At 61.8% G+C, this 24,759-nt stretch carries 23 protein-coding genes; 7 read left to right on the top strand and 16 right to left on the bottom strand.

Annotated elements, in window-relative coordinates; genetic code table 11:
• Positions 1-574: 574 nt before the first annotated feature.
• On the top strand, positions 575-1,897 hold the full coding sequence (locus KUW00_RS11030) for a YjiH family protein (protein WP_045994312.1): 1,323 nt from the start codon (positions 575-577) through the stop codon (positions 1,895-1,897).
• A gap of 85 nt (positions 1,898-1,982) precedes the next feature.
• Here KUW00_RS11030 and hutC read toward each other — a convergent pair whose 3' ends face one another.
• Entirely contained in the window at positions 1,983-2,690 is a 708-nt protein-coding gene (gene hutC / locus KUW00_RS11025) for a histidine utilization repressor (protein ID WP_222516867.1), read from the bottom strand.
• A gap of 167 nt (positions 2,691-2,857) precedes the next feature.
• On the opposite strand from hutC, the gene KUW00_RS11020 reads away from it, so the two are divergent.
• Positions 2,858-3,559 (top strand): DUF938 domain-containing protein, encoded by a 702-nt coding sequence (locus KUW00_RS11020; protein WP_222569071.1) that lies wholly within the window; start codon positions 2,858-2,860, stop codon positions 3,557-3,559.
• A gap of 36 nt (positions 3,560-3,595) precedes the next feature.
• On the opposite strand, the gene KUW00_RS11015 is transcribed toward KUW00_RS11020, so the two are convergent.
• From KUW00_RS11015 to KUW00_RS11000, 4 genes are all read right to left on the bottom strand, one after another.
• Positions 3,596-4,546 (bottom strand): NAD-dependent epimerase/dehydratase family protein, encoded by a 951-nt coding sequence (locus KUW00_RS11015; RefSeq protein WP_108133750.1) that lies wholly within the window; start codon positions 4,544-4,546, stop codon positions 3,596-3,598.
• 63 nt (positions 4,547-4,609) lie between these two features.
• Positions 4,610-5,902: a TRAP transporter large permease gene (locus KUW00_RS11010; protein ID WP_045994308.1), complete on the bottom strand. Its 1,293-nt coding sequence runs from the start codon at positions 5,900-5,902 to the stop codon at positions 4,610-4,612.
• A 6-nt stretch (positions 5,903-5,908) separates the two neighbouring features.
• On the bottom strand, positions 5,909-6,421 hold the full coding sequence (locus KUW00_RS11005; RefSeq protein WP_222569070.1) for a TRAP transporter small permease: 513 nt from the start codon (positions 6,419-6,421) through the stop codon (positions 5,909-5,911).
• Between the two features lie 141 nt (positions 6,422-6,562).
• The gene (locus tag KUW00_RS11000; protein ID WP_222569069.1) at positions 6,563-7,537 is read right to left on the bottom strand and encodes a TRAP transporter substrate-binding protein; all 975 of its coding nucleotides are present in this window, start codon (positions 7,535-7,537) and stop codon (positions 6,563-6,565) included.
• Positions 7,538-7,704: 167 nt separating this feature from the next.
• Between KUW00_RS11000 and KUW00_RS10995 the strand changes: the two genes are divergently transcribed.
• Complete coding sequence (locus tag KUW00_RS10995) at positions 7,705-8,745, top strand: LacI family DNA-binding transcriptional regulator (RefSeq protein ID WP_222569068.1); 1,041 nt, start codon at positions 7,705-7,707, stop codon at positions 8,743-8,745.
• A 60-nt stretch (positions 8,746-8,805) separates the two neighbouring features.
• Here KUW00_RS10995 and KUW00_RS10990 read toward each other — a convergent pair whose 3' ends face one another.
• The 6 genes from KUW00_RS10990 to KUW00_RS10965 all read right to left on the bottom strand — a co-directional run bounded on the left by KUW00_RS10990 (position 8,806) and on the right by KUW00_RS10965 (position 14,349).
• A complete protein-coding gene (locus KUW00_RS10990) occupies positions 8,806-9,075 on the bottom strand; it encodes a hypothetical protein (protein WP_222569102.1) in 270 nt (89 codons plus the stop codon).
• A gap of 183 nt (positions 9,076-9,258) precedes the next feature.
• Positions 9,259-10,509 (bottom strand): TRAP transporter large permease, encoded by a 1,251-nt coding sequence (locus KUW00_RS10985; RefSeq protein WP_231498723.1) that lies wholly within the window; start codon positions 10,507-10,509, stop codon positions 9,259-9,261.
• Positions 10,509-11,009 carry a TRAP transporter small permease gene (locus KUW00_RS10980; protein ID WP_315901127.1) on the bottom strand — a complete coding sequence of 167 codons (501 nt, stop codon included), beginning with the start codon at positions 11,007-11,009 and terminating at the stop codon, positions 10,509-10,511. The genes KUW00_RS10985 and KUW00_RS10980 overlap by 1 nt, the downstream gene beginning before the upstream one ends.
• Positions 11,010-12,047, bottom strand: a complete 1,038-nt coding sequence (locus KUW00_RS10975) for a TRAP transporter substrate-binding protein (RefSeq protein ID WP_108133743.1) — start codon at positions 12,045-12,047, stop codon at positions 11,010-11,012.
• A gap of 317 nt (positions 12,048-12,364) precedes the next feature.
• The gene (locus KUW00_RS10970; protein ID WP_045994821.1) at positions 12,365-12,622 is read right to left on the bottom strand and encodes a type II toxin-antitoxin system RelB/DinJ family antitoxin; all 258 of its coding nucleotides are present in this window, start codon (positions 12,620-12,622) and stop codon (positions 12,365-12,367) included.
• Positions 12,623-12,729: 107 nt separating this feature from the next.
• Positions 12,730-14,349 carry a glucan biosynthesis protein gene (locus tag KUW00_RS10965; RefSeq protein WP_222516861.1) on the bottom strand — a complete coding sequence of 540 codons (1,620 nt, stop codon included), beginning with the start codon at positions 14,347-14,349 and terminating at the stop codon, positions 12,730-12,732.
• A gap of 268 nt (positions 14,350-14,617) precedes the next feature.
• Between KUW00_RS10965 and KUW00_RS10960 the strand changes: the two genes are divergently transcribed.
• Together KUW00_RS10960 and KUW00_RS10955 are read left to right on the top strand one after the other, a co-directional pair.
• On the top strand, positions 14,618-15,679 hold the full coding sequence (locus KUW00_RS10960; protein WP_222516860.1) for an HlyD family secretion protein: 1,062 nt from the start codon (positions 14,618-14,620) through the stop codon (positions 15,677-15,679).
• 58 nt (positions 15,680-15,737) lie between these two features.
• The gene (locus KUW00_RS10955; RefSeq protein ID WP_315901126.1) at positions 15,738-16,796 is read left to right on the top strand and encodes a DUF2955 domain-containing protein; all 1,059 of its coding nucleotides are present in this window, start codon (positions 15,738-15,740) and stop codon (positions 16,794-16,796) included.
• A gap of 210 nt (positions 16,797-17,006) precedes the next feature.
• On the opposite strand, the gene KUW00_RS10950 is transcribed toward KUW00_RS10955, so the two are convergent.
• The 3 genes from KUW00_RS10950 to KUW00_RS10940 all read right to left on the bottom strand — a co-directional run bounded on the left by KUW00_RS10950 (position 17,007) and on the right by KUW00_RS10940 (position 20,437).
• The gene (locus tag KUW00_RS10950; RefSeq protein WP_083970645.1) at positions 17,007-18,272 is read right to left on the bottom strand and encodes a lactonase family protein; all 1,266 of its coding nucleotides are present in this window, start codon (positions 18,270-18,272) and stop codon (positions 17,007-17,009) included.
• Between the two features lie 450 nt (positions 18,273-18,722).
• Positions 18,723-19,991 (bottom strand): Y-family DNA polymerase, encoded by a 1,269-nt coding sequence (locus KUW00_RS10945; protein WP_108133736.1) that lies wholly within the window; start codon positions 19,989-19,991, stop codon positions 18,723-18,725.
• Entirely contained in the window at positions 19,988-20,437 is a 450-nt protein-coding gene (locus tag KUW00_RS10940) for a LexA family protein (protein ID WP_045994834.1), read from the bottom strand. The genes KUW00_RS10945 and KUW00_RS10940 overlap by 4 nt, the downstream gene beginning before the upstream one ends.
• Before the next feature lie 425 nt (positions 20,438-20,862).
• Between KUW00_RS10940 and KUW00_RS10935 the strand changes: the two genes are divergently transcribed.
• Both KUW00_RS10935 and KUW00_RS10930 read left to right on the top strand, forming a co-directional pair.
• Complete coding sequence (locus tag KUW00_RS10935) at positions 20,863-21,753, top strand: AbaSI family restriction endonuclease (protein WP_222569066.1); 891 nt, start codon at positions 20,863-20,865, stop codon at positions 21,751-21,753.
• Between the two features lie 72 nt (positions 21,754-21,825).
• Complete coding sequence (locus KUW00_RS10930; protein WP_222569065.1) at positions 21,826-22,923, top strand: ADP-ribosylglycohydrolase family protein; 1,098 nt, start codon at positions 21,826-21,828, stop codon at positions 22,921-22,923.
• Between the two features lie 268 nt (positions 22,924-23,191).
• On the opposite strand, the gene KUW00_RS10925 is transcribed toward KUW00_RS10930, so the two are convergent.
• Both KUW00_RS10925 and KUW00_RS10920 read right to left on the bottom strand, forming a co-directional pair.
• Positions 23,192-23,491, bottom strand: coding sequence for a DUF2442 domain-containing protein (locus KUW00_RS10925; protein ID WP_222569064.1), 300 nt, complete (start codon positions 23,489-23,491; stop codon positions 23,192-23,194).
• A 178-nt stretch (positions 23,492-23,669) separates the two neighbouring features.
• Positions 23,670-24,665: an ion transporter gene (locus KUW00_RS10920; protein ID WP_222569063.1), complete on the bottom strand. Its 996-nt coding sequence runs from the start codon at positions 24,663-24,665 to the stop codon at positions 23,670-23,672.
• Between the last annotated feature and the right edge of the window lie 94 nt (positions 24,666-24,759).

Below are 24,759 nucleotides of genomic sequence, written 5' to 3'. Positions count from 1 at the left end.
TTGCAGGCGTTTTATGGGCTCGCTTTCAGGTCATGGCGCATCAATAGACCATGGTCGTAGTGCGCGGATAGGCGTGAAATCTCGACGGATTGCTTCGATAAACGTATATACAGGGTCGAGGATTCACCAGGCCTGTCCTCTCTGAAGCATCGCCCCGGGGGAGCGCAGGTCGGCTAGGCCGAGTGCACCCCGTCTTGGCCGCGGGATCGTTACCGGCTTTTCTGAACCCCGAGTCGTCGAGGGACCCGAGAGCGTTTCGAGCACGCGCGGGAGACGTCGGGTGCCCCATGGGATCGCTCGACAGCATCATGTATATACAGAAAAGTGTGGTTCTGGAGTGCTTGCCGGTTCGTCCGATGCCCTGACCGGCGGCCCGTCTGCGACGCTGCAGGAAAGAGGTGTAGCGGAGCGTGATAACGCCGTTTAACGAACGTTTCTGGGGAGAAAATTGCAGTGTATTAGACCATCGTCTAAAGGCGCTGTGGGGGAGTGCTTTGCCACTATAGCGGTTGAAATGTATATACAAACAAGATGACACTTACGAGTTGGTTCACACTTCGACGAGGTTCCCTTCATGGCGACGACTCCTGGTTCCTCGGTAGGCCAGACACCCCTCGGCCTGCTGTTGTTCAAGCTGTTGGTGCCCAGCGCCATCGGCATCTTCATCTTCTTTGTTCCGGTTGCCTGGGAAGGTCGAACCACGATTCCGCTGGATCATCTGGTGACCGCGGCACGGGCCGGGCTCGGTGACTGGGCGAGGTTCTACGCCCTGGCGCTGATCATCGCCGGCGCGGCCTATCCGTTGATCAAGGGAGACTGGCGACGCAGTCTCACCGACAAGATCTTCACCGTGCTCAAGCTTCTGGGGGTGGTGGCGGCGCTGTTGACCATGACCACCGCCGGTCCGGCACTGCTGCATCAGCCGGACATGCTGCCCTTTCTCTACGACAAGCTGGTGATTCCGGTGGGGCTGATCGTGCCGATCGGTGCCATCTTCCTGGCGCTGCTGCTGAGCTATGGGCTACTCGAGCTGATCGGCATCCTGGTTCAGCCCGTCATGCGCCCGCTGTGGCGTACCCCGGGTCGAAGCGCCATCGACGCAGTGGCCTCCTTTGTCGGCAGCTACTCGATCGGACTGTTGATCACCAGCCGTGCTTACGCCGGTGGCCAGTACTCGGCCCGAGAAGCGGCCATCATTGCCACCGGTTTCTCTACCGTCTCCGCGCCGTTCATGATCATCGTCGCCAAGACCCTGGGGCTGATGGACTACTGGAACGCCTACTTCTGGATCACCCTGGTGATCACTTTCGTTGTCTCGGCGGTGACCGCGCGGTTGTGGCCGCTGTCAGGCATGGACAACACCGCGACCGACGGCGAACCTGAAGCGCGGAAGGGGGATCGCCTGGCGCTGGCGTGGCGCACCGGTATCAAGGTGGCCGAGCAGGCGCCGCGGCTGGGATCCAGCGTACGCAAGAATCTGACCGAAGGGCTGGTGATGGCGATCAGCATCCTGCCGTCGATCATGTCGGTGGGGCTGCTGGGACTGCTGGTGGCCAAGTACACGCCGGTGTTCGAGTGGCTGGGCTGGCTGTTCTATCCGGTGGTGGCGATCTTCGGCATCGATAATGCCCAGGAACTGGCCCAGGCCAGCGCAGCGGGCCTGGCCGAGATGTTCCTGCCGGCGCTGCTGCTCGGTGGCGACGCGGGAATCGACTTCGTGGCGCGCTTTGCCGCCGGCGTGGTGTCGGTGTCGTCCATCCTGTTCTTTTCGGCGTCCATTCCCTGCGTGCTGGCCACCCGGATTCCCATCACCATCTGGCAGATGCTGGTGGTGTGGGCGGTGCGGGTGGCACTCACCCTGGTGATGGCGATCCCGGCGGCCATGCTGCTGCAGTAACCTTGTCGATCGCTGTCGCCGTAAGTACGAGGGCCGGACAATCACTGTCCGGCCCTCGTGCATTGGTGGAGGCTGTGTCCGTCGCTCAGTCCTTCCACGCCGAGCGCAGCTTGTAGCGATCTCCCGGGTGGATCAGCACGGCGTAGCTGATGAGCAGGTCATTTGACCAGGTGCGCCGCCGCAACTGCAGGCAAGGGAGGGAGGTGGAGATGGCCAGCTCCTCGGCCTGTTGCGTGTCTGCCGAAACGGCCTCGACCACGTGTTCGATATCGGTGATCGGCCAGGTTTGGATCAGCACCTGATGGGGCGTGGTGAGCGTGAAGTCGGCGTCCAGATAGTCGGGCACGTGGCGGGGATTGACGTAGCGCATCTCGAGCTGGATGGGCTCGTCGTTTTCGTGGTGAACGATGCGGGTATGGAAGACCTTGCTGCCTCGCTTGACCCCCAGTTGCAACGCGATGTCCTCACTGGCATCGATCGCTTCGGCACGCTGCACCCTGGCCCGATAGTGATGGCCGCGACCGCGGACCTCTTCGGCGATATTGTGGACCTCCATCAGCGAGGATTCCGCCTTGCGTTCGGTGACGAAGGTTCCTGCGCCCGGCTGGCGCGTAAGATAGCCGCGCTGAACCAGTTCGCGGATGGCCTTGTTGGCGGTCATGCGACTGACGTTGAAGTCGAGCGCCAGCTGCTCCTCACCCGGGATGCGATGGTCGGTGGGCCATTCCCCCCGCTGGATCTTGGCCAGGATGTGCTGTTGAATCTCGAGGTAGCGAGGCGCGGGTCGAGCCATGGGCCGTCCTTGGTGAAGATGAAGGGTATCTTTTGCTAGTGTACCGGGACGATCATCGCTTGGCATCGTTGCGCAAGCCGTTGATGCCAGACGTTACCATGCTTCCGTTATATTCGTTTGGCCATTGCCGCTCTTGTTACTCCCCTTGTTTACCGTGAGGTTTTCCCATGTCCGACGCGAGACTCTCCAGTCCAGCGGCGCTTCGCAATCGCGAGCCCATCCACGCGGTGCTGCGCCAGTGCCTGGGACGCCATGCCCGCGTGCTGGAGCTCGCCAGCGGCAGTGGTGAGCACGGACTGTATATGACGCAGTGCCAGCCGGGCTGGCGATGGCAGCCGAGTGACGTTTCCGAGGCGGCGCTGGCGTCCATCGCTGCCTGGCGCGCGCTTGCAGCAGCAGACGATGGGCAAGGGGAAGCGGAGGGTGACAGGCAAGGCGAAAGCGAAGCGCAACGGGCAGGGCCTGCTGGGCGAGAGCCGGAGCAAGCGACGCAAGGGTGCGGCAATCTGCTGGCGCCGGTACGCCGCGACGTGCTGGAACCCTGGCCGGATGACACCTTTGACGCCCTGGTGGCGATCAATCTGATCCATATCTCGCCGTGGGAAGTGACGCCTGCGCTGATGGCAAAGGCCCAGGCCCACCTCGAGCCGAGTGGCGTGCTGTTGCTGTACGGCCCTTACCGACGTGGTGGTGAGCATACCGCGCCGTCCAATGCGGCCTTCGACGCCGACCTGAGGCGCCGTGACCCGCGCTGGGGCGTGCGGGACCTGGAGCAGGTGACCGAGGTCGCCGCCGAGCACGGCCTGAGCCGGGAGGCCATCCACGAGCTGCCGGCCAACAATCTGGCGCTGGTGTTCCGTCGGCAGTGATGGCCGGCCTGCCACGGACAGGCCGGCCATGTCGGCTCAAGCGTTCTTCTTGAGCCAGCGATGGTAGTCCTCGAGTCCCTCGCGGATATCGGTAAATCGCGGCTCGAAGCCCAGATCCGTGCGCGCGCGGGTGATGTCCAGGGGGCTGCCACGCACCACGAAGGGGCCAGGCCCCAGACGCATGCCGCTGTCGTGGCCGAGCAGTTCGGTGACGCTGTCGACGATGTCCTGGTGGGCGATCGGCACCCCGCAGGAAATGTTGTAGTGGCGGTGAGGCACGCTGTCGGCATCGAACAGCGCAAGGATACCCCTCGCGGTGTCCTCGACGTGGGTCCAGTCGGTGGTCTGGTCGCGTCCGTTGTCCGGGTGCACATCGCGTAGCCCTTCGAGTGGCCCGAACATCGCCTGGTAGACCGCGTGCATGTGGGACGGGCGCTTGCCGGGGCCATACACGAAGAACAGTCGGGCCTGACGGATATCCATGCCGTAGGTCGCCGTATACTGGTCGCCGTAGAGCTCGCCGGAAATCTTGGTGGCGCCGTAAAGGTCGGTGGCCTTGTAGGGCATGGTCTCGACCTGGGGGCCGGCTGCGTCGCCGTAGACCGCGCCGGAGCTCATGTTGACCACCTTGTCGATGCCCAGCAGCCGGCAGGTCTCGTAGACGTTCAGGGTGCCCATGGCGTTGATCGACAGGTGCTTGAAGGGGCGGGTCTGGAAGCTCGGCCCTGCAATCACCGAGACCCCATGAATGACCCCTTCCAGCTCGTCGCGATAGCGCAGAAAGGTCTCGAACAGGGTGTGGGTGTCGAGCACATCCACCGCTTCGAAGTGGACGTTGTCGCGCACTTCCTCGAGATAGTCGAGGCCCATGCGGTCGACGTGGGGGGCGGCCATATCGCAGATGATGACCTTCTTGCCCTGGCGGGCGAGCAGGGTGGCGACCCAGGAACCGACGTGGCCGAGGCCACCGGTGATCAGTACAGCCATGGCATGACTCCTATTGAGATAAGCCCGCCGGGCAAGGACCTGGAGCCTTGCCCGGTCGCGGCGTCATTTGAGCAAGAGGTTGGGGAGGAACATCACGATGGACGGAAACAGCGTGATCACGATCAGCACCGCCACCAGCGGGATGTAGAACGGCAGGGTGGCCCGCACCAGGGTGTTGAAGGGCAGGTCGGTGATCTTCTGGATGGCGAACAGCACCGTGCCCACCGGTGGCGTGATCAGCCCGATCATCAGGTTGAAGATCATCAGCACGCCGAAGTGCACCGGATCGATGCCGTACTGCACCACCACCGGCACCAGCAGCGGCGTCAGCAGAAACAGCGCCGGCACCGAATCGATGAACAGCCCGATCAGCAGGATGAACAGGCTCAACAGCAGAAGCAGCAGCATGGGGTCGCTGACGGTAGCGAGCAGGAAGTCGGCGACCAGGGCGGTGACCTGATAACGCGCCAGGATCCAGCTATAGAGCGCGCTGCCGGCGATGATCAGCAGCAGCACCGAGGTGTCGATGGCGGTGTCACGCAGGATCTGGACGAACTCGCGCAGGGTGATCGAGCGATAGACGCAGAACGAGATGATCATGCAGTAGAGCAGCGCCACCACCGAGGCCTCGGTGGGGGTGAAAAGCCCCGACAGGATGCCGACCAGGATGATCACCGGGGTCAGCATGGGCAGCAGGCCCCGCGACAGTGCACGGGTGAATTCGGCCATGGTGGCGCGGGCCCGGGTCGGGTAGCCACGACGATGGGAGATCACCGCCACCATCACCATCAGCCCGGCACCCATAAACAGGCCCGGCAGGATGGAGCCGAGAAAGATCGCGGCGATGGAGGCGTTGGCCAGGGCGCCATAGATGACCGCCGGAATGCTGGGCGGGATGATCGGCCCGATAGTGGCGGAACTGGCGGTGACCGCGGCGCTGAAGTCGGTGGGAAAGCCATCGTCTTCCATGGCCTTGATCTCCACCGCGCCAAGCCCGCCAGCATCGGCCACCGCCGAGCCCGACATGCCGGCAAACAGCATGCTGGCCAGCACGTTGACGTGGCCGAGCCCGCCCTTGAGGTGACCCACGGCGCAGCGCGCCACGTCGAACACCCGATCAGAGATGCCGGCGGAGTTCATCAGCCGGCCGATCAGCAGAAAGGCGGGAATCGCCAGCAGGGTGAAGCTGTTGACGCCGTACAGGGTGCGCTGGGCGATCATCTCCAGCGGGATCTCGGCGAAGCCACGGGTATAGGCCAGCACCGCCGCCGATGAGGCGATCATCGCAAAGGCGACTGGCACCCCCAGCATCAGCAGCACGATCAGGCCGACGAACATGATGGCAAAGATTTCCATGGTGTCTTACTCCTTGGATTCGTCAGGCAAGGTGGAAGGCTTGCCGCGCAGACGAACGACGAGGTCCTCCACCAGCAGCAGTGCCATCAGGCCGGCAGCGACCAGCTGCATCAGGTACAGGTAGGAAAAGCTCATGTCGAAGGTGCTGGCGAAGATGCCGGCGGTGCGCTCCATCATGTTGAAGGCGCCCCCCATGATCATCAGAAGCACCAGGATGCTGATGGCGTCGGCGGCGACCGCCGCCCAGCGCTGGGCGCCCGCTGGCAGCAGGTCGGTGACGACGGTGATGCGGATGTGTTCCTGGTAGCGCAGTGCCAGCACCGAACCGAGAAAGATCTCCGCCAGGAACAGGTAGCGGGAAACCTCGTCGGTCCAGGGCACCGCGACACCGAGGGCATAGCGTGCGATTACCTGAATGGCCATGACCAGCAGCATCAGGCCGAAGGCACCGACTACCACGGTGGTCAACAACCACCAGAAAGCACCAAGTGCCCGGGACAGGGTAGGAGATGAGGTCATCGGACACTCCGTTGCCCCCGCCGGGTGGCGGGGACTTGACTCAAGGGAGGGAGGCCTCGGTCAGCGAGGCCCCGTGGGACGGTCAGATACTGTGCCAACCCTCGAGGCGCCAAGGCCTCAAAGGCTCGCGCCGCCTCGGACTTACTGGATCAGTGACAGCACATAGTCACGAACGGCCGGGTCGTAGTCCTGGGCGATCTCTTCCACGGCGGGGCGCGCGGCCTGACGGAAGGCGGCGACATCGGGCTCGACCACCTCCATGCCTTCTTCCTTTAGTTTTTCAAACAGCTCCGCCTGACCATCGCTGACCAGCTGATCACCCCAGGTGGTGGCGTCGTCGATGGCTGACAGGACGATGTCACGGTGTTCGTCGGACAGTTCCTGATAGACGTCTTCGTTCATCAGCCAGTGGAAGAACGAGTAGACGTGTTCGGTGCGGCTGACATAGTCCTGCACCTCGAACAGCTTGCCGGCGTAGATGTTGTCCACCGGGTTTTCCTGCATGTCGATGACGCCGGTCTGCAGCGAGGTGTAGACCTCCGGCCAGGCGATCGGGCTCGGCAGTGCGCCGATCTCGCCCCATACCGCGACCCAGGGCGCGATCTCCGGCACGCGCATGCGCACCTCGCTGACGTCCTCCGGGGTCTTGACCGGGGTCTTTGAGGTCAGGTTGCGGGGGTTGCGTGCCGACAGGCCCACCAGGCGCATGTTGCCCTTGGCGATCAGGCTCTGATTCAGCGCCTCGCCGATCTCGCCTTCGTAGATCTTGCGGGCCTGGTCACTGGAGTCGTAGACGAAGGGCAGGTCGGCGGCGGCAAACTCGGGGGCATACAGGGTCATCGGCATGGAGCCACCGAGGGCGATGGCGTACTCGCCGTAGCTGGCGCCTTCCAGGTGGTCGCGCTCGCCACCGACCTCGGTGCCGAGAAGGGTCACCGTCAGCACGCCATCGGACTCGCTCTCGATGGTGTCCTTGAGGCGCTCGCCGATCTTGAACATGGCGTGGGACGGGTCGGTGTGGATGGCGATGGCCAGGTCTTCGGCGGCGGCGGTGCCGGTGGCGCCGAGCGAGATGGCGGTGACCAGGGCAAGGGGGGTGAGGCTGCGTGCGTTCATTGTCGTTGTCTCCTCGGGGCGTATCGTCCGACGACGCTGTTGCGTCGAGGCGTAGTCGAAAGGTAGCCGACATTGCATGGGTAGCGCTACCATTAAGGTGGTAGCGCTACCCATACTTTGGTCTTGGGTTACACTGTGGCCAAAGGAATCTTCGAGGAAGGACGCCAATGGACAGCCAGGAAATTCGCTCACGCAAGCGCCACCGGGGCAAGGGCCGAGTGACCCTGGCCGACGTGGCCCGCCAGGCGGGGGTCGCGCCGATCACCGTATCGCGGGCGCTGAATACGCCGGGGAGAGTCTCCGCCGAGGTCAAGGAACGCGTCGACGCGGCGGTGGAGGCGCTTGGCTATGTGCCCAACCTGATCGCCGGGGGGCTTGCCGCAGCGGGCACCCGGGTGATCCCGGTGATCGTGCCGTCGCTGGCCATCCTGACCTTTATCGAGGTCATCGACGCCATCCAGAAGCGACTGGAGGCTGCGGGCTATCAGATGCTGTTGGCCACCACCGACTGGGATCTGGACCGCGAGGCCAGTCTGGTCGATACGGTGCTCGGCTATTCGCCGTCCGGGGTGATCCTGACCGGTCTGCGCCACCGGCCCCGGGTGATCTCGCGACTCAGGGACTGGGGACGCCCGGTGGTAGAGATCATGGAAGTGGGCGACGACCCCATCGACATGAACGTGGGGGTGGATGGCGTCGCCCTGGGTCACGCTATGGCGTCCCATCTGCTTGAGCAGGGCTATCGGCGTATCGCCTTCGTCGGCTCTCACCTGGGCCATGACTACCGGGCGGCTCAACGCCTGGAGGGACACCAGCGGGCGCTAGAGGAGGCGGGCGCGGCCTGTGGCGGGGTGCTGGAGTACCACGAGCCGGCGTCCTACGAGGTCGGGGTGCGGGCGCTGGAGGATGTGATGGCGATGACACCGCGACCGGACGCCATCCACTGCTCCAACGATATCGTCGCCAGCGGCGTGCTGCTGGCGGCCAGCCGCCAGGGCATCAGTATTCCCGAGGAGCTGGCGGTCGGAGGCTATCTGGGGTTGCCGCTGGCGGAGCACCTGACGCCGAAGCTGACTACCCTGGCGGTGGCCCGCAGCGAGATGGGCACCCAGGCGGCGGAACTGCTGCTCGAGCGTCTGTCCGGCAAGACCCCGGAACGGCCGATCCGCGATCTGGGATTCACCCTGGTGAAGGGCGGCAGCACCTGAGCGTCAGCAGGTCCTGGCGAGGCCTGTACCACCGGTGAAATGGGGGAGCACATCGGGCCATCATTCTTCCGGGATAACGCCCGGTTCACGATACTTGACGCCTTCGTTCTGGCGCTCCTGTTCGGTCTTGTGCTCATCCACCGGGGGAACGCCCCAGACCGTCTCCTTGTGTCCGTCATCGTAGGTGTAGGTGGTGCAGCCGGCGAGGCTTGCCAGCAGCAGGGCGGCGATCATGGCGGCGATGATAGTGCGGCTCGGCAGGCCGATCCTTGCTTGGTGCAGGAAGGCGCGAAGGCCGGGGCGGGCAACGACAGGCAGGCGAAGGGACATGAAGGCTCCGGATGTCAGGGTACGGTGAAGCTGCAAAGGAGTCGCCGATGAAGCGGTCCATCGCCAGTATGGCGCTGTGGCAGCAAAGAAAAAACCGCGGATCCTGGTGACAGCATCCGCGGCTCGCTGGTTGGCGCTAAATAGGCTTTTTCGCCTCCAGCGTCAGGACGATAGCCACCGGCGTCAGGACGATAGCCACAGGGGCACGTAGACCACCAGCAAAAGCACGCCGATCAGCCCCAGCAGGTAGGGCAGGATGGCACGGGTGATACGCTCGAGCGGCAGTTGGGTCACCGAAGAGGCCACGTACAGGTTGATCGCCACCGGCGGGGTGATCATGCCGATCGCCAGCCCCACCACGATGATCAGGCCAAAGTGCACCGGGTCGATGCCGAGCTGGGTCACCAGCGGCAGCAATACCGGGGTCAGGATGATCAGGGCACTGGCGGTCTCGATGAACACCCCGGTCAGCAGGATCACCGCCACCACCAGCAGCAGGATGACGTAGGGATCGGTGGACAGCGACAGCACCGACTGGGCGATCTGGGCCGGCACCTGGGCGCTGGACAATGTCCAGCTCAGCACCGCCGAGGTGGCGATCACCAGCATGATCACCGAGGTGGTGATCGCCGAGCGAATCATCACGGCGTAGACGTCCCGATAGGTCAGGTCGCGATAGACGAACAGCGATACCAGCAGGGCGTAGACTACCGCCACCACCGCCGCCTCGCTGGGGGTGAACACCCCCGAGAAGATCCCGCCGAGGATGATGACAGGCGTCATCAGCCCCCAGCTTGCTGCACGCAGGGTCCGCCAGATGGTCGCCAGCGACAGCGGGCTGCCGTGGGGGTACTGGCGACGGTGGGCCTGGACCAGGGCGATGGCACCGAGGCCAAGACCCATGGCCAGCCCCGGCAGAAAGCCCGCCAGAAACAGGTCCGACACCGACTCCTGGGCGATGACCGCGTAGATGATCATCGGCACCGAGGGTGGGATCACCACGCCGATGGTGCCACTGGCGGCGATCAGACTGGCGGCGGAGGCCGGGTCATAGCCCTTGCGCTTGAGTTCCGGCACCAGGCTCGAGCCCACCGCAGCGGTGGTGGCCGCACCGGAGCCTGAGATGGCGGCAAAGAACATCCCGGCCAGTACCGACACCAGCGAAAGCCCGCCCTTGAGAAAGCCGAACAGGCTGTCGGCGAAGTCGACCAGCTTGCGGCTGACCGCGCCCTGGGCCATCAGATCACCGGTCAGGATAAACATCGGCACCGCGACCAGGGCGAAGGTGTTGATGCCCTGGAACATCTGCTGGGGCACCACGGCGAGCGGTGTGCCCTGGACCACCAGCGTCGCCAGGGTGCTGGCGCCGATGGTGAAGGCGATGGGCACGCCGATCAGCATCAGCACCACGAAGGAGATGAACAGCAACAGCATCACGCCACCTCCTGCGGGCTCGCCGGTGTCTGGCCGCTGAGTTCTCGCACGATCGCCACCAGGGTGGTGAAGGCCATCAAGGCGCCCGCCAGCGGCATCACCGCGTAGACCCAGGTCATCGACAGGCGCAGTGACGCCGACTTCTGGAAACTCTGCAACTGCATGTAGTTCCAGCCGATGATGATCAGCGCCAGCAGAAAGGCCAGCACCACCAGGTGGGCGATGATCCTGGCGATTCGTCCACCAAGGCTGGGCAGGGCGTCGACCACGAAGGTCACGGCGATATGACGACCGGCGCGGTAGGCCAGGGTAGCGGCCAGGAAGGTGATCCAGACCAGCAGAAAGCGTGCGACCTCTTCGGTCCAGCCCACCGCAGTGAAGGCTACCCGGGAGATGATCTGCAGGGAGATGACGCCGATCAACGCCGCCATGGCGGCGAACACCACCGGGCGTGTCACGGCGTCGAGTCCCCGCTCAAGGCGTTCGAGCAGGGACAGCACTTACTTGGACTCCCCGGCCTTAAGCGCTTCCTGGATACGCGGCAGGTAGTCGCCGAACTGCTCGCCGTAGGTCTCGTAGACCGGAGCGACGGCGTCCTGGAAGGCGGCGATGTCGGGAGACTCCTCGATCTGCATGCCGGCTTCCTTGAGTTCGGCAAGCTGCTGTTCGGCCATGGCGGCGTTCTGCTCACGCTCGTACTCGGCGGCTTCCTGGGCGGCGGCCTCGACGACCTCCTGGGCAGCCTCGGGCAGCTTCTGCCAGGACGGCATGCCCATGACGAAGATCGCTGGGGCGTAGGTGTGACGCGACAGCGTCATGTAGTCCTGGGTCTCGTTGAGCTTGAACGAGTGGATCACGTTGATCGGGTTTTCCTGGCCGTCGATGGTGCCCTGCTGCATGGCGGTCAGCGCCTCGGTCCAGGCCATCGGCACGGCGTTGGCGCCGAGCTCGCGGAAGGTGTCGACGTAGACCGGGTTTTCCATGACCCGGATGCGCAGGCCGTCGATGTCCTCGGGGCTTGCCACCGGGCGTTCGGAGTTGGTCAGGTTGCGGAAACCGCGTTCAGCGTAGGCCAGGCCCTTGAGGTTGACGTCTGCGAGCCTGTCGAGCAGTTCCTGGCCGATGGGGCCGTCGAGTACCGAGTAGGCCTCCTCGGGCGAGGCGAACAGGAACGGCAGTTCGAACACCGCCATGGGCTCGACGAAGTTGGCCACCGGGCCGTTGGTGATCACGCCCATGTCGACGGTGCCGATCTGCATGCCCTCGAGCAGGGTGCGCTCATCACCCAGGGTGGCGTTGGGGAAGATCTCGACGTCGACCTTGCCTTCGGTACGGGCTTCGACCAGTTCCTCGAACTTGGTGGCGGCGATATGGAAGCCGTCCTGCTCGTTGACCACGTGGGCCAGGCGCAGCTTGACCGGGTCCATGTCGGCGAAGTCGTTGGCCTGGGCGGCGGACGTGGCAAGCGCAGTGGACAGAGCGATACCAGCGGCCAGGGTGGTCAGGGCTAGGGGGCGGGGCGCGATGTGGCGTGTCATGGGGGTTCCTTGGTGGTGTTCAGCGAAATGGCGTCTTCTCGGCGGGCCGTCACTTTACGATGGTAGCCGCCTAGCGCCTTGTTTTTGTTGAGAGGTTGGAGTGATCTAGCAGCCACGATCATGCCGGAAGCGGCGCCACGCGGTCAATTCGGCTGGGTTGAGGGGGAAGAGCAAAAGGATCAGAGCAGGGGGATCACCCTGTGTCGTGCTGTCGGGAACCGCCATGTGGGGAAGGGTTTCAGGCTAGCCTACTCGCGGAAGAGATCAGCGTGGCTACACGTCTCGCTTGAACTGGCTTGAGCGAACTGGGGTCAGCATTAGATGCCTAGATCGTCGAACAGCGCATCCGCACTATCGAAGCGCTTGCCCTTTCCGGCTTCCAGCTCTTCCAGCGCCTTGGTCGTGGTGGCGCTTGGTACCTGCACCGCAAACGGCAGGCGCTTTTCGTCGGCGATCCGCAGCATCAGCAGGCGGATGGCGTCGGACACGGTCAGGCCCATGGCATCGAGGGCGGCGGTGGCGCGCTCTTTGGTCTCGCTGTCGATGCGAGCTCGGACCACGGTATCGGTACCCATGAATGTCTCCTTCTCATTGGTAGCCACTGTGTAGCTACATTGTGGCCTGGCCCTGGCAACTTGTCATCAAGGAAGGAGGGCGCCCCGCATCGTCGGTGGGGGGGCGACTACAAGTGATCGGGGTTATGTAGCTCGCGCTCATCGCCGGGCGGCGGCGTCCACTGGTAGATCCAGGTCTCCGACAGCGGCTTGCCTTCGCTATCGCGCAGATACAGACGCAGATTGATCGGCTCGGTGCCCTCGTCCGGTGGTACCACATCGAACATGGCCCGGTAGCCCTGGATGGCGTCCAGCGGTCGGGCCGAGGTGATCTCGACGCGCCCGGCGCTGGTCTCGATGACCGGCTCCACCTCGACCTCGCTTGCGTCATCGAAGGGGAAGGGGCCGCCGCGGAAGTCCAACGCGAAGCGCCAGCTGAAGTACTCGCGACGTTGGCCGACGACGCCACCCAGTCCGGTACGGGTCGCCACGCAGCGCGACAGGCTGGGTTGCTGTCGCGGCAGGTCGTACCAGCTCAGACGATAGGCATAGCGCAGCTCCTGGCCGGCCTCCACCGGGGCCTTGGGTTGCCAGTAGGCCACGATATTGTCGAAGGTCTCGTCCTTGGCAGACAGCTCCACCAGATCCACGCTACCTTCGCCCCAGCCCTCGGTAGGTTCGACCCACACGCTGGGTCGGCGATCGTAGTAGACGCCATCGTCCTGGTAGTGGTCGAAGTCGTGGTCGCGCTGGGCCAGGCCGAAGCCCTGAACATTGGTGGCGGAATAGGCGTTGTAGCGAAGCTGGGGTGGGTTCACCAGCGGGCGCCACAGCCATTCGCCGCTTTCGGTGTGGATCGACAGCCCATCCGAGTCATGGATCTCCGGGCGCCAGTCATAGTTGACGTCACGATCGTTCTCGCCGACCAGGTACATGCTGGTCAGTGGCGCGATGCCCAGACGCTCGATCGTCTTGCGCGGATAGAGGGTGGCGGCCACGTCCATGACCACGCCTTCGACGTCGCGACGAATATCGAAGCGGTAGGCCCCGGTGGTGCTCTCCGACTCGAGCAGGGCGTAGACGATGACCTTGTCTTCACCCTCGGGCTGTTCCAGCCAGAAGCGGGTGAAGTCGGGGAATTCCTCGGGTTCGCTGCCGGCGGTGTCGATGGCCAGGCCCCTGGCCGACATGCCGTACTGCATGCTCTGACTGACCGCACGGAAGTAGCTGGCGCCCAGGAAGGAGGCGATATCGCGCTTGGGGTCCTGATGATGGTGCAGGCGGAAGCCGGCGAAGCCGAGGCGTTCGGACAGCGTATCGGTATCGACCACGCTATCCCCATCGGCGTTGGAAAAGTTGAATAGCGCCGGGTCGTAGGCCAGTTCCTGCGCCTGCCCCTGGCTGACCTGGTAGATCCTGACCGGGGTGGTGAAGCCACGACCCAGGTGAAACAGCTGGGCCGTATAGGGCGCGTCGCTGTTGCTCCACAGGGCGTGGTCGGCACGGTAGCCGATGGCCTGGTAGTCGTCCCAGGAAAGGGACTTGAGCTGGTCGGGCAGTTCGCCTTCGTGATCCTGGTGAGGTTGCCCTGACAGATGGCGGGCGAAGCCTTTCAACCAGGCGTAGTCGAAGGAGACCTTTTCTCCGGTGGTCATGAGCCGCTGGTCCAGCGCGGCCAGCAGCGGGGAGATTGGCAGGGCGTAGGCGCTGAGGGCGGTGGCCGCCTTGAGGAAGTCACGTCGCTGCATTTCCATCATCCTTGTGGGTCGAGCATGTCGGGTGTCGGGCGACTGCCTGGGTAAGCAGTCGCTACGCCTGGTCGAGCACGTCGAAGGGTACGACTGCCCGAATCAGCAAAGGTTCAGGAAATGTGCATGAAGGGTCGCAATATGGTTAACAGGCTAACAAAGTGCTAGTCTACGCGGCCGGTCGACGGGGGACGCCTTCGTCAAATACCGAGCGGCTCCGTCACGTGAGCCCGTCAAGTCAGCCCGTCGTGTAACCAAGAGGAATACCATGACCCCCGACCAGCGCTTCAGGTGGATCGTTCGCCTGGCCTTGGGCATGTTCGTCCTGATGTTTGCCTATTTTGTGGTGGCAGATACCTACATGCCGATGACCCCGGAGGCGCGGGTCATGCGCCCGGTGGTGCGTATCGCCCCGGAAGTCAGCGGCCCCGTCGAGCGGGTCCACGTCAGCAATAACGACCATGTCGAGGCGGGTGATCCGCTGTTTCGTATCGACCCCGCGCCCTTCGAGCTGGCGCTTGAGCAGGCGCGACTGGAACTGGAGGCAGCGCGTCAGCAGAACGAGACTTTGAGCGCCAGCATCGCATCGGCCCGCGCCGCCCTCGAAGCGGCCCGCGCCAGGGCCCAGGAGAGCGCCCAGGAGCGCCGGCGAGGCGAGCGCTTGATTAGCCAGAACAGCATCTCGCGCCAGCGCCTCGATGGCCTGGTAGCCACCGACCGTCAGGCCCAGGCCGAGGTCAAGTCCGCCGAGGCGGAAGTGGCGCGCCTGGAGGCCGAACTGGGTGCCGAGGGGGAGGCCAACTTGCGTTTGCGTCAGGCCCGCAACGCCCTGGAGCAGGCCGAGCTCGATCTCGACCACACCTTGGTGCGGGCCCAGCATTCCGGCACGCTGAGCAACCTGCAACTCGAGGTGGGTGACTACGCCACCCAGGGACAGCCAGCGCTGGCGCTGATCACCGATGAGGTCGAACTGATCGCGGACTTCCGCGAGAAGAGCCTGCGCAAGGTCGCCGCCGGCGACGAGGCCCGTGTGGTCTTCGACGCCATGCCAGGCCAGGTCTTTGCCGCCCGGGTCGAGAAGCGTGACGCAGGGGTCTACGACGGACAGATCAGCGCCGACGGTAACCTGGCCGACATCCCCACCACCGACCGCTGGCTGCGCGACGCCCAGCGCCTTCGCCTGCACCTTTCGCTGGCCGGGGACGCACCGACGAGTCTGCCCACCGGCTCCCGCGCCACGGTGCAGCTGTTTCCTGGGGAGCACCCGCTGGCCCATCCGCTGGGGGCGCTGCAGATTCGGCTGATGTCCTGGCTGCATTATGTTTACTAAGCAGCCACGGGCGTCGTCTACCAAGCAGCCACGGGCCTTGTTTGCCAAGAGGCTACGGGTGTCGTCAGGGCAGCAGCAACCGAAGGCCTCGAAGCTCAGCGACAATGGCCTGCGCCAGTGTCTGCGTATCGCGGTGGGGGCCTGGCTCGGCTTTCTGATCAGCCAGCTGATGCACTGGAACTATGGTGTCTTCTTCACCGTCTTTCCGATGTTTCTGCTGGGGATCATTCCGGTGTTCAACGCCCATGTGGTGCGCCAGTTCCTGGGTAACGCCTGCCTCAATGTGGTCGAGATCAGCCTGGTGGTGGGGTTGACCCAGCATCTGCCGGTGGTGATGACGGGACTGGTGTTCCTGATGTTCCTGGGACGCTTCACCCTGATGGCCAGGGGGCCGTTGTTCGTGTTCGGCGCCAACGGCGTGCTGACCCTGAGCATCATGCTGCATTTCGCCAGTTACCCCGACCTCGACCTGTTCGACCTGCTGGCCAGCAACAGCGTGGCGAGTTTTCTGGCGGTGGCCATCGCAGCCCTGATGCACTGGCTGTTTCCCGATGTCACGCCGCGACAGCCGCCGCCACGTCAGGCCAAGACAGCGGCGCTGAAGCGCCATCAGGCGTTGATCGGGGCGCTGACCGCGACCCTGTCCTTTCTGGTGTTTCAATTGCTCGATCTGCGCGACTCCCTGTCCGCGCAGATGGCGACCATCCTGATCCTGTTTGCCCTCGGCTACCATGGCGCCCGGATGTCGGCCTGGCGTCGTGCCATCGGCACTCTGTTGGGCTGCAACCTGGCACTGGTGCTGCAACTGGTGCTGTTCACCAAGAGCGACCATCTGCTGCTGGTGCTGCTGGCCTACGCCATCGGTCTTTTGCTGTTCGCACGGGAGCACGTCATCGAGAACGCCGGCTCCGGCATCGGCTTCGGCGGGCTGACGACCCTGGGTATCCTGTTTGGCCAGTACCTGAGACCCGATCAGGATCTGGTCGTCGACGCCGTCTATCGGTTCAGCTCGATGTGCGTGGCACTGCTGGCCACCCTGGCGGTGATGGCGGTACTGCATCGGCTGCTGGATCTATGGCCTGCGGTCTCGAGCCGGGAAGCACCGCACACGAGCTGAGTTTTCTTATGCCGCTTGCAACAGAGAAGGGGGCCGTGTCAGCACGGCCCCCTTTTTAGCTACTTTACCTACCCGCCTGATCTGGCGATTTTGGTCAGCTCTCTGGTGAAGCTTTGTGGCATAGCTTTGTGACATAGCTTTGTGACATAGCCTTCTGGCCCAGCCTCGTGGCTCTGGTCGTGGACGCCCGGGCCTTGTCCGAAAAGTCGCCTAGCCGCCCTGGGGCAGCGGGATGGTCACCAGCCCGTAGGAGTGGACTTCGGCGCTGCCGGGATAGGCATCGACCACGCTCAGGCTGCCGTCATCGTGCTGGATCTCGAACACCCAGGTCTTGCCGGTGTTGCCGCTGATGATGTTGACGTAGTTGCCGTCGGCGCTCAGGTCCATGTCGGCGAAATACTCGTTGTAATCCTCGGCGCGGTAGGCGGCTTCTTCCAGCAGAGCGATGCTGCCGTCCTCGGGATCGACGCTGAAGGTCGACAGGCTCGAGGTATGGGAGTTGGTGGTCCAGGCGTACTTGCCGTCTTCCGAGGTGGTGACCCAGCAGGCGGCCTGCTCGCCACCCCAGATGTCGTCGCCGGTCATCACATCCGCCGACACCAGGGTCAGCTTGCCGTTCTCGTCTATGTCGTAGGACGACATGGAGCCGGTCTGGCCCTCGTATTCCTGCAGGAAGGGATACTTGGCCTTCGACTCCTCGGAGGACGGGTGGAACTGGTAGCCCTGGGTGATATAGCGGGTTTCGGTCACCAGCAGGGTGCTGTGGCCGTCCGGGCGAGTGACCAGCTTGGTGCCGATGGGCAGGGCGAAGAAGCGCTCCTCGCTCAGGTGCGGCGACTCAAGGCTCGAGATCGGCTCCTGCGACAGGAGGCCTTCGTCGTCCACCGCATAGACATGCACCATGCCGGTAAGAAAGCCGACAAGCGTCAGGTACTTGCCGTCCTCGGTGAACTCCATGCTGACCGGAGAATCATCCAGCGGCCGAACGGAGTCGGGGATCTCGGTCAGGTTGCCATCGCCATCGATGGTAAAGCCCTTGATCACCCCCGGCTCATCGTTGGCACCATCGGTGCTGGCGACGTAGACGATGTCGCCATGGCCGTCGATGGCCTTGGGTTTGGCGCCGCCGGCATCCACCACATTGTTGAGCGTCAGCGTCAGGTCGTCTTCGACGTGAAGTGACGACAGGGTGCCGTCGCCGACGTTGGCCACCAGTACGTTGCGGTTGTCTGCCGAACGCCACACGCCGTAGGCCGAACCGAGCGGGTCGAGGCCGCCATCCATGCCGTTGCCCGTGCCGCCGGTGGTGTACTCGCCGACTTTCTCCAGGGTGCCATCGTCAAACTGGCGCCAGGCGATCAGCGAGTTCTCGTCGGCGTTGTTGGTGGCGACGTAGACACCACCCGTCACGTCCCTGGCCATGGCAGGCAGGGAAACCGAAAGCAGGACGAGGCCCATCAAGACTGGATTTTTCATAGCGTACCTTGGTCAGTTTTTGCTTTTCTTGTGCCGCGATGCCGGCAGATCCAGGCATTCAGGCTAGTCGTGGTTTACGTAGGTGCTCGCCGGTGAGTCCTTACACCACCCTGGGCAAGGAGACCTAGTCAGCTGGCTCGCGCCATGGCCTCGACGGCGTCGCCGGGATCAGCGTGCACGTCATTCAATTGCCATCGTTGAAGTTGCCGGAGTGAGAGCATCTAGCAGAAACTGTGCTTTAAAGAATCGTTGTTGAGATAAAGCTTAGGCAAGATTGCGCCGCAATGATGCAGGTGACTGTCGTCAAACGCGCGTAAAGGTTTGAGAATTTCTGACTGCTTCCGGCGATAGCCTGTGTGATGGCCTGGCGCACAGATTTTCCGTTCGTCGTGTTGGTATCTTGGGGGAAAAGAGGGTGGCCGCCCGTCAAGGTGTGTGTCATACCGACTGCTACAGCCTGGCAATTGGCAGCTCATCCCAGCGAGTGGTGTAGCGCGAGGTGCGATGTTCGCACTTGAGCTGCCAGGCCGCATCCACGCTGGTCTTGCCAAGGCTCAAGGCGCCGCGACCGTGCTTCTGGTTGATCGCGTCCAGGGTGTCCATCAGGCGCTGATTGCGTTCTTTTTTGCCGTCGTCGACGGCAAACAGATCCTGCTGCAGGCTTGCCTTGTCGGCGATGTCGAGTAGCATCACGCCGGCCTTCATATACTGGTGTCCTGGGCGATAGATACGCGCAAGCGCCCGGGTCGCGGTTGCCACGATCTCGAGGCTGTCGTCGCTGGGACGCGCCAGCGGAACCACCAGCGAAGGGTGGTGCTGGGGCAGATCCTGACGATGCTTGTTGGTTTTCAAGAACACCAGCAGCGCCCGCGCCACGCTGCCCTGACCACGCAGCTTTTCAGCACCGCGGCCGGCATGGGCGCGCACTGCCTGACGCAACTGCGCGAGATCATCGGTGGGCCGACCAAAGGAGCGGCTGGTCATGATCCGTTCGCGCGGGGCGCCGACGTCGTCGAGGCGGATGCAGGATTCGCCGCGAAGTTCGCGTACCGTGCGTTCCAGCACCACGCTGAAATGGCGGCGGATATGCTTGGGGTCGGCTTCACGTAGCTGCCAGGCGGACTCGATGCCGAGCTGCCCAAGCCGGGCGGCGGTGCGCCCGGCGACGCCCCAGACCTCGGTGACCGGCAGGCGTTGCAGCAGCGCCCGGGTTGCCGCCGAATCGGCCTCGAGCACGTGGACGCCGTCTGCGCGGGGATCCTTCTTGGCCTGGTGGTTGGCGATCTTTGCCAGGGTGCGGCTGGTCGCCACGCCGACGCCGACGGGAATGCCGGTGTGGCGCATCACCGTGTGTCGCAAGCGCCGGCAGTGGGCGTCCAGCCCGGCGGGTGCCATGCCCGCGAGGTCGAGAAAGCACTCGTCGATGCTGTATACCTCGACGGCGGGAGCAAACTCCCGCAGCGTATCGACCACCCGACGCGACATGTCGCCGTAGAGCGCATAGTTGCTCGACAGCAGGATGCACTGCCTGCGCAGCGCGCCCTCGATCTTGAAGGCAGGCATGCCCATGGCAACGCCGAGGTCCTTGATCTCCTGGCTGCGGGCGATGACGCAGCCGTCGTTGTTGGACAGCACCCCCACAGGCTTGCCGCGAAGCGAGGGGTCGAAGACCCGCTCACAGCTGACGTAGAAGTTGTTGCAGTCGACCAGCGCGATCACCGCGCGACTCCCGCTGCCAGGGCGTGGATATTGTGGGTGACCACGCCCCATAGGTCGCAGTCGCGACCGTTGAGCGGAATCGGCGCGAAGGCCTCATTGGCCGCCAGCAGGTAGGGTCGATTGCCGATATAGCCAAGCTGCTTGCAGGTCAGCTCACCGTCGACGCTGGCGATCAGCACCGAACCGCTGCACGGCTCCAGCGAGCGATCCACGATCAGCAGATCCCCGTCGAAGATGCCGAGGCCCTTCATCGACTCGCCCTTGGCGCGCAGGTAGAAGGTGGCGCTGGGGTGGGGCACCAGATGCGCCACCAGATCGAGCTGTCCCTCCAGGTAGTCATCGGCCGGTGACGGAAAGCCCGCGCGAACCTCGGTCGCCGCCAGCGGCAAGGCGGTCCTGGGCGCGTGCGGATCGACCCGCCCCAGCACCTCCACCTCAAGACTCATGGCACAGGCTCCCGTCGTTGCCATAGGCGCTACACGAAAGGGTTCGCCAAACAAGTGAATAGTCGTCGCGCATGGGGGCCTCCTGAATCGCAGATACTGTTTGGATATACAGTATCAGGAGGTGCATGGCTGCGCCAGCACAGGAGGGCGGGGGCAAAGTTGGCTTGGTGAGCGAGATGGGGTTGGTTGGATTGGGAGTAGGGAATTGGAAGGTGGATGACGAGGTTGGTGGGGCTGTCGGTAATAGTTGGTACTTTTGCACGAACTTATGGATTGTGGCTTAGACAAGGCAACGGTTGAAGTGCGTTTATATAGGTAAACGGAAATTTAACGTATAGTAAAATAAGTGCTGTTACCCTCTGATGTATGTGATATTTTTATATCTAGAATAATTGTTATGATGATTAAAAGGTTTGGTGGATTTGATGGCAAAAGAACTTTCTAAAGCTGACTACATTCTTAGGAGTCTGCAGAAAATATCTCACAAAAGATGGGAGTTGTACATTGTTTCTCGAATAATTCATAAAATTGATAATGACGTTGAATTCGTATGTCAGCAGCTTGTATATCGGCCAGAGGGCTATCGTGCCTTGACTGATATTTATTTTCCTCAGTTCAATCTGCATCTGGAGATTGATGAAAAGCATCACACAAACCAAATTTCTGAAGATATTGAGAGAAGTGATGATATTGTTTTAGCTACAGGACACGAAATTCATAGGATAAAAACGTATGGCGATGAAGGGATGTTTAAAGACATTTCTATTGTTGCGGAAGAAACTGATAATTTCATCGATAAACTGAACAAAATTAAAGAGATTGGTGTTGACAACGGCACGTTTGTTCCTTGGGACTGGGATTTCGCTTATTCTTCACGGAGATGGATCAATCAAGGATATTTGGACGTTGCCGATAATCCTGTTTTTCGAACGCAGGCAGAAGCCTTGAGATGTTTTGGTTTTAAAGGGAAAGCACTGCAGCGTGGCGCTTGGGGGATACCTGATGGTAGTACCGATGTTGTATGGTTTCCCAGACTTTTTAGACATGGTATGTGGCACAATAAAATAACAAAAGATGGTGAGCGTATTTACGAGTGTGCTGAAAATCTTGACGGGAAAAAATCTATTGAGACTCAGTTGATAGACGCTGAGAGAAATCCGGAAAGAAAAACAATTGTTTTTGCCAAAGCTAAAGACTCCTTGGGAAGAAACCTTCTTCGGTTTGTTGGTACATTTAAATTAAATATTTCAAGATCGACGGAGGATTGTATTGTGTTTGATCGTATAGGTACGAGGGAAAAAGTTCGATTTTTGTGAATAGGTGATTTTTTATTCTAAAATCAACCATTCTGTTTTAGTGTTTTTGATTTTTTTGGTGTGATTGTGGATATGAAAAATAAAACTCATGAAATAAGACAAAAGTTCGTTGGTTGCCTACTAGGAGGCGCTGTCGGTGACGCACTTGGCGCTCCGGTAGAGTTTATGACTCATATTGAGATTGTCTCTAAGTTTGGTGAGTCTGGTATAACTGAGTACGTGCCGTGTTATGGTGGTATAGGTCGAATTACTGATGATACCCAAATGGTATTGTTTACTGCCGAGGGGCTGCTGCGCGGTCATGTACGGGGCGCCAGACGTGGGATATGTCACAGAGCCAGTGTAATCTCCAGTGCTTATGAGCGCTGGCTTTATACACAAGGGTATCGGTCGCGAATGGAAACAGGAGAAGACTGGCTCACTAGTGGTTGGTTAGCCGGACATGCAGAATTGCAAAATCAACGTGCGCCGGGTCGTACTTGTATCTCGGCATTGCGATCGATGGAAAGATATGGCGCTTCAGCTAAGAACAACAGTAAAGGCTGTGGTGGACTCATGCGAGTGGCGCCATGTGGACTTTTCATTTGGCCTTCTACGACTGGCAGCGATGCTTTCCATCTGGGTATGCAAGCCGCGAGTATTACTCATGGTCATCCCAGCGGCTATTTGACCGCTGGAGTGCTGTCGGAATTAATCTTGCATCTTATCAATGGTAAAGGTCTCAGAGATTCACTTGGAAAAGTGAAGGAGACACTTGTGGCTTATGAAGGGCACGAAGAGACGCTTGATGCTCTGGAAAAAGCTGAAGCGTTGGCCGATATTTCGAGTAATCACTTCGAGGCTATTAGTAAGCTGGGGCAAGGGTGGGTAGCAGAAGAGGCACTTTCTATTGCTGTCTATTGCGCCTTTGTTGCCAAAGATCTCCGCCATGGAGTCTGCCTTGCAGTTAATCATGATGGCGACTCTGATTCTACTGGCGCCATTACTGGCAATCTATTGGGCGCCATGATGGGGGGGGCGGCCATCCCGGAGAGTTGGTCGGAACCGCTAGAATTAAGGGACGTGATAGCTGAAATGGCTGAGGATTTAGTGGATAGCAATGAATGGGACTTGGATGATTTTGGTGGCGTCGACAATGATTGGGTGTGGAAAAAATATCCGGGATATTGACAGTTTCGGCAACAAGCGTTCAAGAAACTAGTCCTTTGATTTCTTGGTGATGCCATCTTGCTTGCTGACTCGTCGTGTCGATTGGCTTGCGTCCTAAGGCTGAATTTCGGTCAATAGATGCCTTTTCTACCGAGCACCGACAGGTACTAAATGTTGAATAATGTCCGCGAGTATGCCAGTGACTGCTTAATTGTCGGGTCCCGGATGTTTGTTAATGACCGTTTCACCGAACCGTCCGCGGGCGCCCCCTTTGGCGCCATCCTTTAGCTCAGGAGGGGGAGCCAAACTGGCCTTGCAGGAGGGCGGGGACGTAGAGGTCAGCATCGAGTTGGGGCGAATGAAGGCCAAGCCCGGTGGGAGAAACCTCTATGTCGTTCAGGGCTTCTGGCGTGGCGTCGGTGAGACCTTCCACGAGGTGCGGCGGGATCGCGAGCTCAAGCCCTGAGTTCAGGTGCATGGTGACGCGATGGGTGCGACTGTCGTATCGCGCGGAAACAACGTGGGCGTGACCGCGTGCACAGGCCATGCGGGCCTCTGCCTGCCGGACGTCATCTTCAGTAATGGCCACGTGTCTCTCCCCGTTCGCAGGCGTCTCCCAAGGTCATTCATCGATTGTGCCACTATCGAATTCCACAGCATTAGTGTTGGTTATGCCGTCTAGCTTAGCGACCGCGGTTCCATCGTAAAAACCAGGCGAGACCTGAATGCCCAGTGGGCCACAGGGCTCCCCCTGTGGCCCGCTCCTTTCACGCGTACTTGTCGTGCCAGCGCTTGACCGCGATACGTTCCTTGAGCAGTTCCAGCATGTCGACCAGCACCTGTTCGGTGATCTGTTCGGTCTCGGGGTCGGTACGCAGCCAGGCGTCGAAGCCGCTGTCGGCCATATGTTCGACCAGCGAGGAGAACTCCCTGGACTTGAGACCGTTCAGGGCTTCATCGACCAGGTGGCAGGCGAGGTCGGACATCGATGACTCCAGGCCCTGGGTGAGCTGGGAGCCCATGGGCAGGCGCTTGAGTCGCTGAAGCTCCGGCGTTTCGGCCAGGGTGCGGGCGACCAGGCCGCGCACGTAGGCCAGCGTCGCGAAACGGTTGTGGTGGGCGATGTCGCCGACCATGGTCTCGAGGCGTTGGCTGACTTCCCGCACCAGGGCTTCCTTGCGCGGCGTGACGATCTTCTCGATGGCCGGTGAGGCCAGGCCGTCGCCGCTGGTGAGTTCCTCCTGGACGTTGTCGAGCAGGCGGATGGCGATACGATCGGTGAGTTCCTCCATCAGGATATCGGCGTACTTGGCGACAACCGAGTAGAGATACCAGCGACGCACGTCGATCAGTCCCAGGCGGTGCAGGCGGTGCAGCAGCGAGATAACACGCAGGATACGCAGCACTCGGAAGCCGGCGAGGGGAATACACCCCAGCACGTCGTACCAGTGCACGAAGGGGTAGAAGAACCAGCGGTGGTAGCGGCGTTGGTAGATGGCAACGGCCCAGCCAAGCAGCACATCGAACAGGAAGACGGCGACGAAGGCCAGGTCGATGCTGAAGAAGTTGGCATGGACATGCCGGTCGTAGGCGCCGTGAAGGCTGGGGGCCGCCGCCTCGAAGGCGGCGTTGAGCGGTGGCAGCAGAAACAGGCTGTCGAACAGCAACAACGCCAGGTTGGCGATCACCAGCGCGATGATGAACAGGTCCCACACCAGATGAGCCCGCTCTAGGGCGGGCGAGGTCGTGCGGGTGGCGGGCATGAGTCCTCCTTGGATGCGTGTGACACTCCATTCTCCACCAGCCTAGAGCGTCCTGGCGTTGGTCGCATCCCCACTTCGCCTTGTGCCAAAGCGT

Origin of the sequence: Halomonas sp. DP5N14-9 (assembly GCF_019802175.1) — a bacterium.
GTDB classification, from domain to species: Bacteria; Pseudomonadota; Gammaproteobacteria; order Pseudomonadales; family Halomonadaceae; genus Halomonas; species Halomonas litopenaei.
This window is presented reverse-complemented; position numbering and strand designations above follow the sequence as displayed.

Excerpts from the sequence above, each read along its gene's own strand:
- KUW00_RS11030 (WP_045994312.1), top strand. The coding sequence starts at position 575 with ATGGCGACGACTCCTGGTTCCTCGGTAGGCCAGACACCCCTCGGCCTG.
- hutC (WP_222516867.1), bottom strand. The coding sequence starts at position 2,690 with ATGGCTCGACCCGCGCCTCGCTACCTCGAGATTCAACAGCACATCCTG.
- KUW00_RS11020 (WP_222569071.1), top strand. The coding sequence starts at position 2,858 with ATGTCCGACGCGAGACTCTCCAGTCCAGCGGCGCTTCGCAATCGCGAG.
- KUW00_RS11015 (WP_108133750.1), bottom strand. The coding sequence starts at position 4,546 with ATGGCTGTACTGATCACCGGTGGCCTCGGCCACGTCGGTTCCTGGGTC.
- KUW00_RS11010 (WP_045994308.1), bottom strand. The coding sequence starts at position 5,902 with ATGGAAATCTTTGCCATCATGTTCGTCGGCCTGATCGTGCTGCTGATG.
- KUW00_RS11005 (WP_222569070.1), bottom strand. The coding sequence starts at position 6,421 with ATGACCTCATCTCCTACCCTGTCCCGGGCACTTGGTGCTTTCTGGTGG.
- KUW00_RS11000 (WP_222569069.1), bottom strand. The coding sequence starts at position 7,537 with ATGAACGCACGCAGCCTCACCCCCCTTGCCCTGGTCACCGCCATCTCG.
- KUW00_RS10995 (WP_222569068.1), top strand. The coding sequence starts at position 7,705 with ATGGACAGCCAGGAAATTCGCTCACGCAAGCGCCACCGGGGCAAGGGC.
- KUW00_RS10990 (WP_222569102.1), bottom strand. The coding sequence starts at position 9,075 with ATGTCCCTTCGCCTGCCTGTCGTTGCCCGCCCCGGCCTTCGCGCCTTC.
- KUW00_RS10985 (WP_231498723.1), bottom strand. The coding sequence starts at position 10,509 with ATGCTGTTGCTGTTCATCTCCTTCGTGGTGCTGATGCTGATCGGCGTG.
- KUW00_RS10975 (WP_108133743.1), bottom strand. The coding sequence starts at position 12,047 with ATGACACGCCACATCGCGCCCCGCCCCCTAGCCCTGACCACCCTGGCC.
- KUW00_RS10970 (WP_045994821.1), bottom strand. The coding sequence starts at position 12,622 with ATGGGTACCGATACCGTGGTCCGAGCTCGCATCGACAGCGAGACCAAA.
- KUW00_RS10965 (WP_222516861.1), bottom strand. The coding sequence starts at position 14,349 with ATGCAGCGACGTGACTTCCTCAAGGCGGCCACCGCCCTCAGCGCCTAC.
- KUW00_RS10960 (WP_222516860.1), top strand. The coding sequence starts at position 14,618 with ATGACCCCCGACCAGCGCTTCAGGTGGATCGTTCGCCTGGCCTTGGGC.
- KUW00_RS10950 (WP_083970645.1), bottom strand. The coding sequence starts at position 18,272 with ATGAAAAATCCAGTCTTGATGGGCCTCGTCCTGCTTTCGGTTTCCCTG.
- KUW00_RS10940 (WP_045994834.1), bottom strand. The coding sequence starts at position 20,437 with ATGAGTCTTGAGGTGGAGGTGCTGGGGCGGGTCGATCCGCACGCGCCC.
- KUW00_RS10935 (WP_222569066.1), top strand. The coding sequence starts at position 20,863 with ATGGCAAAAGAACTTTCTAAAGCTGACTACATTCTTAGGAGTCTGCAG.
- KUW00_RS10930 (WP_222569065.1), top strand. The coding sequence starts at position 21,826 with ATGAAAAATAAAACTCATGAAATAAGACAAAAGTTCGTTGGTTGCCTA.
- KUW00_RS10920 (WP_222569063.1), bottom strand. The coding sequence starts at position 24,665 with ATGCCCGCCACCCGCACGACCTCGCCCGCCCTAGAGCGGGCTCATCTG.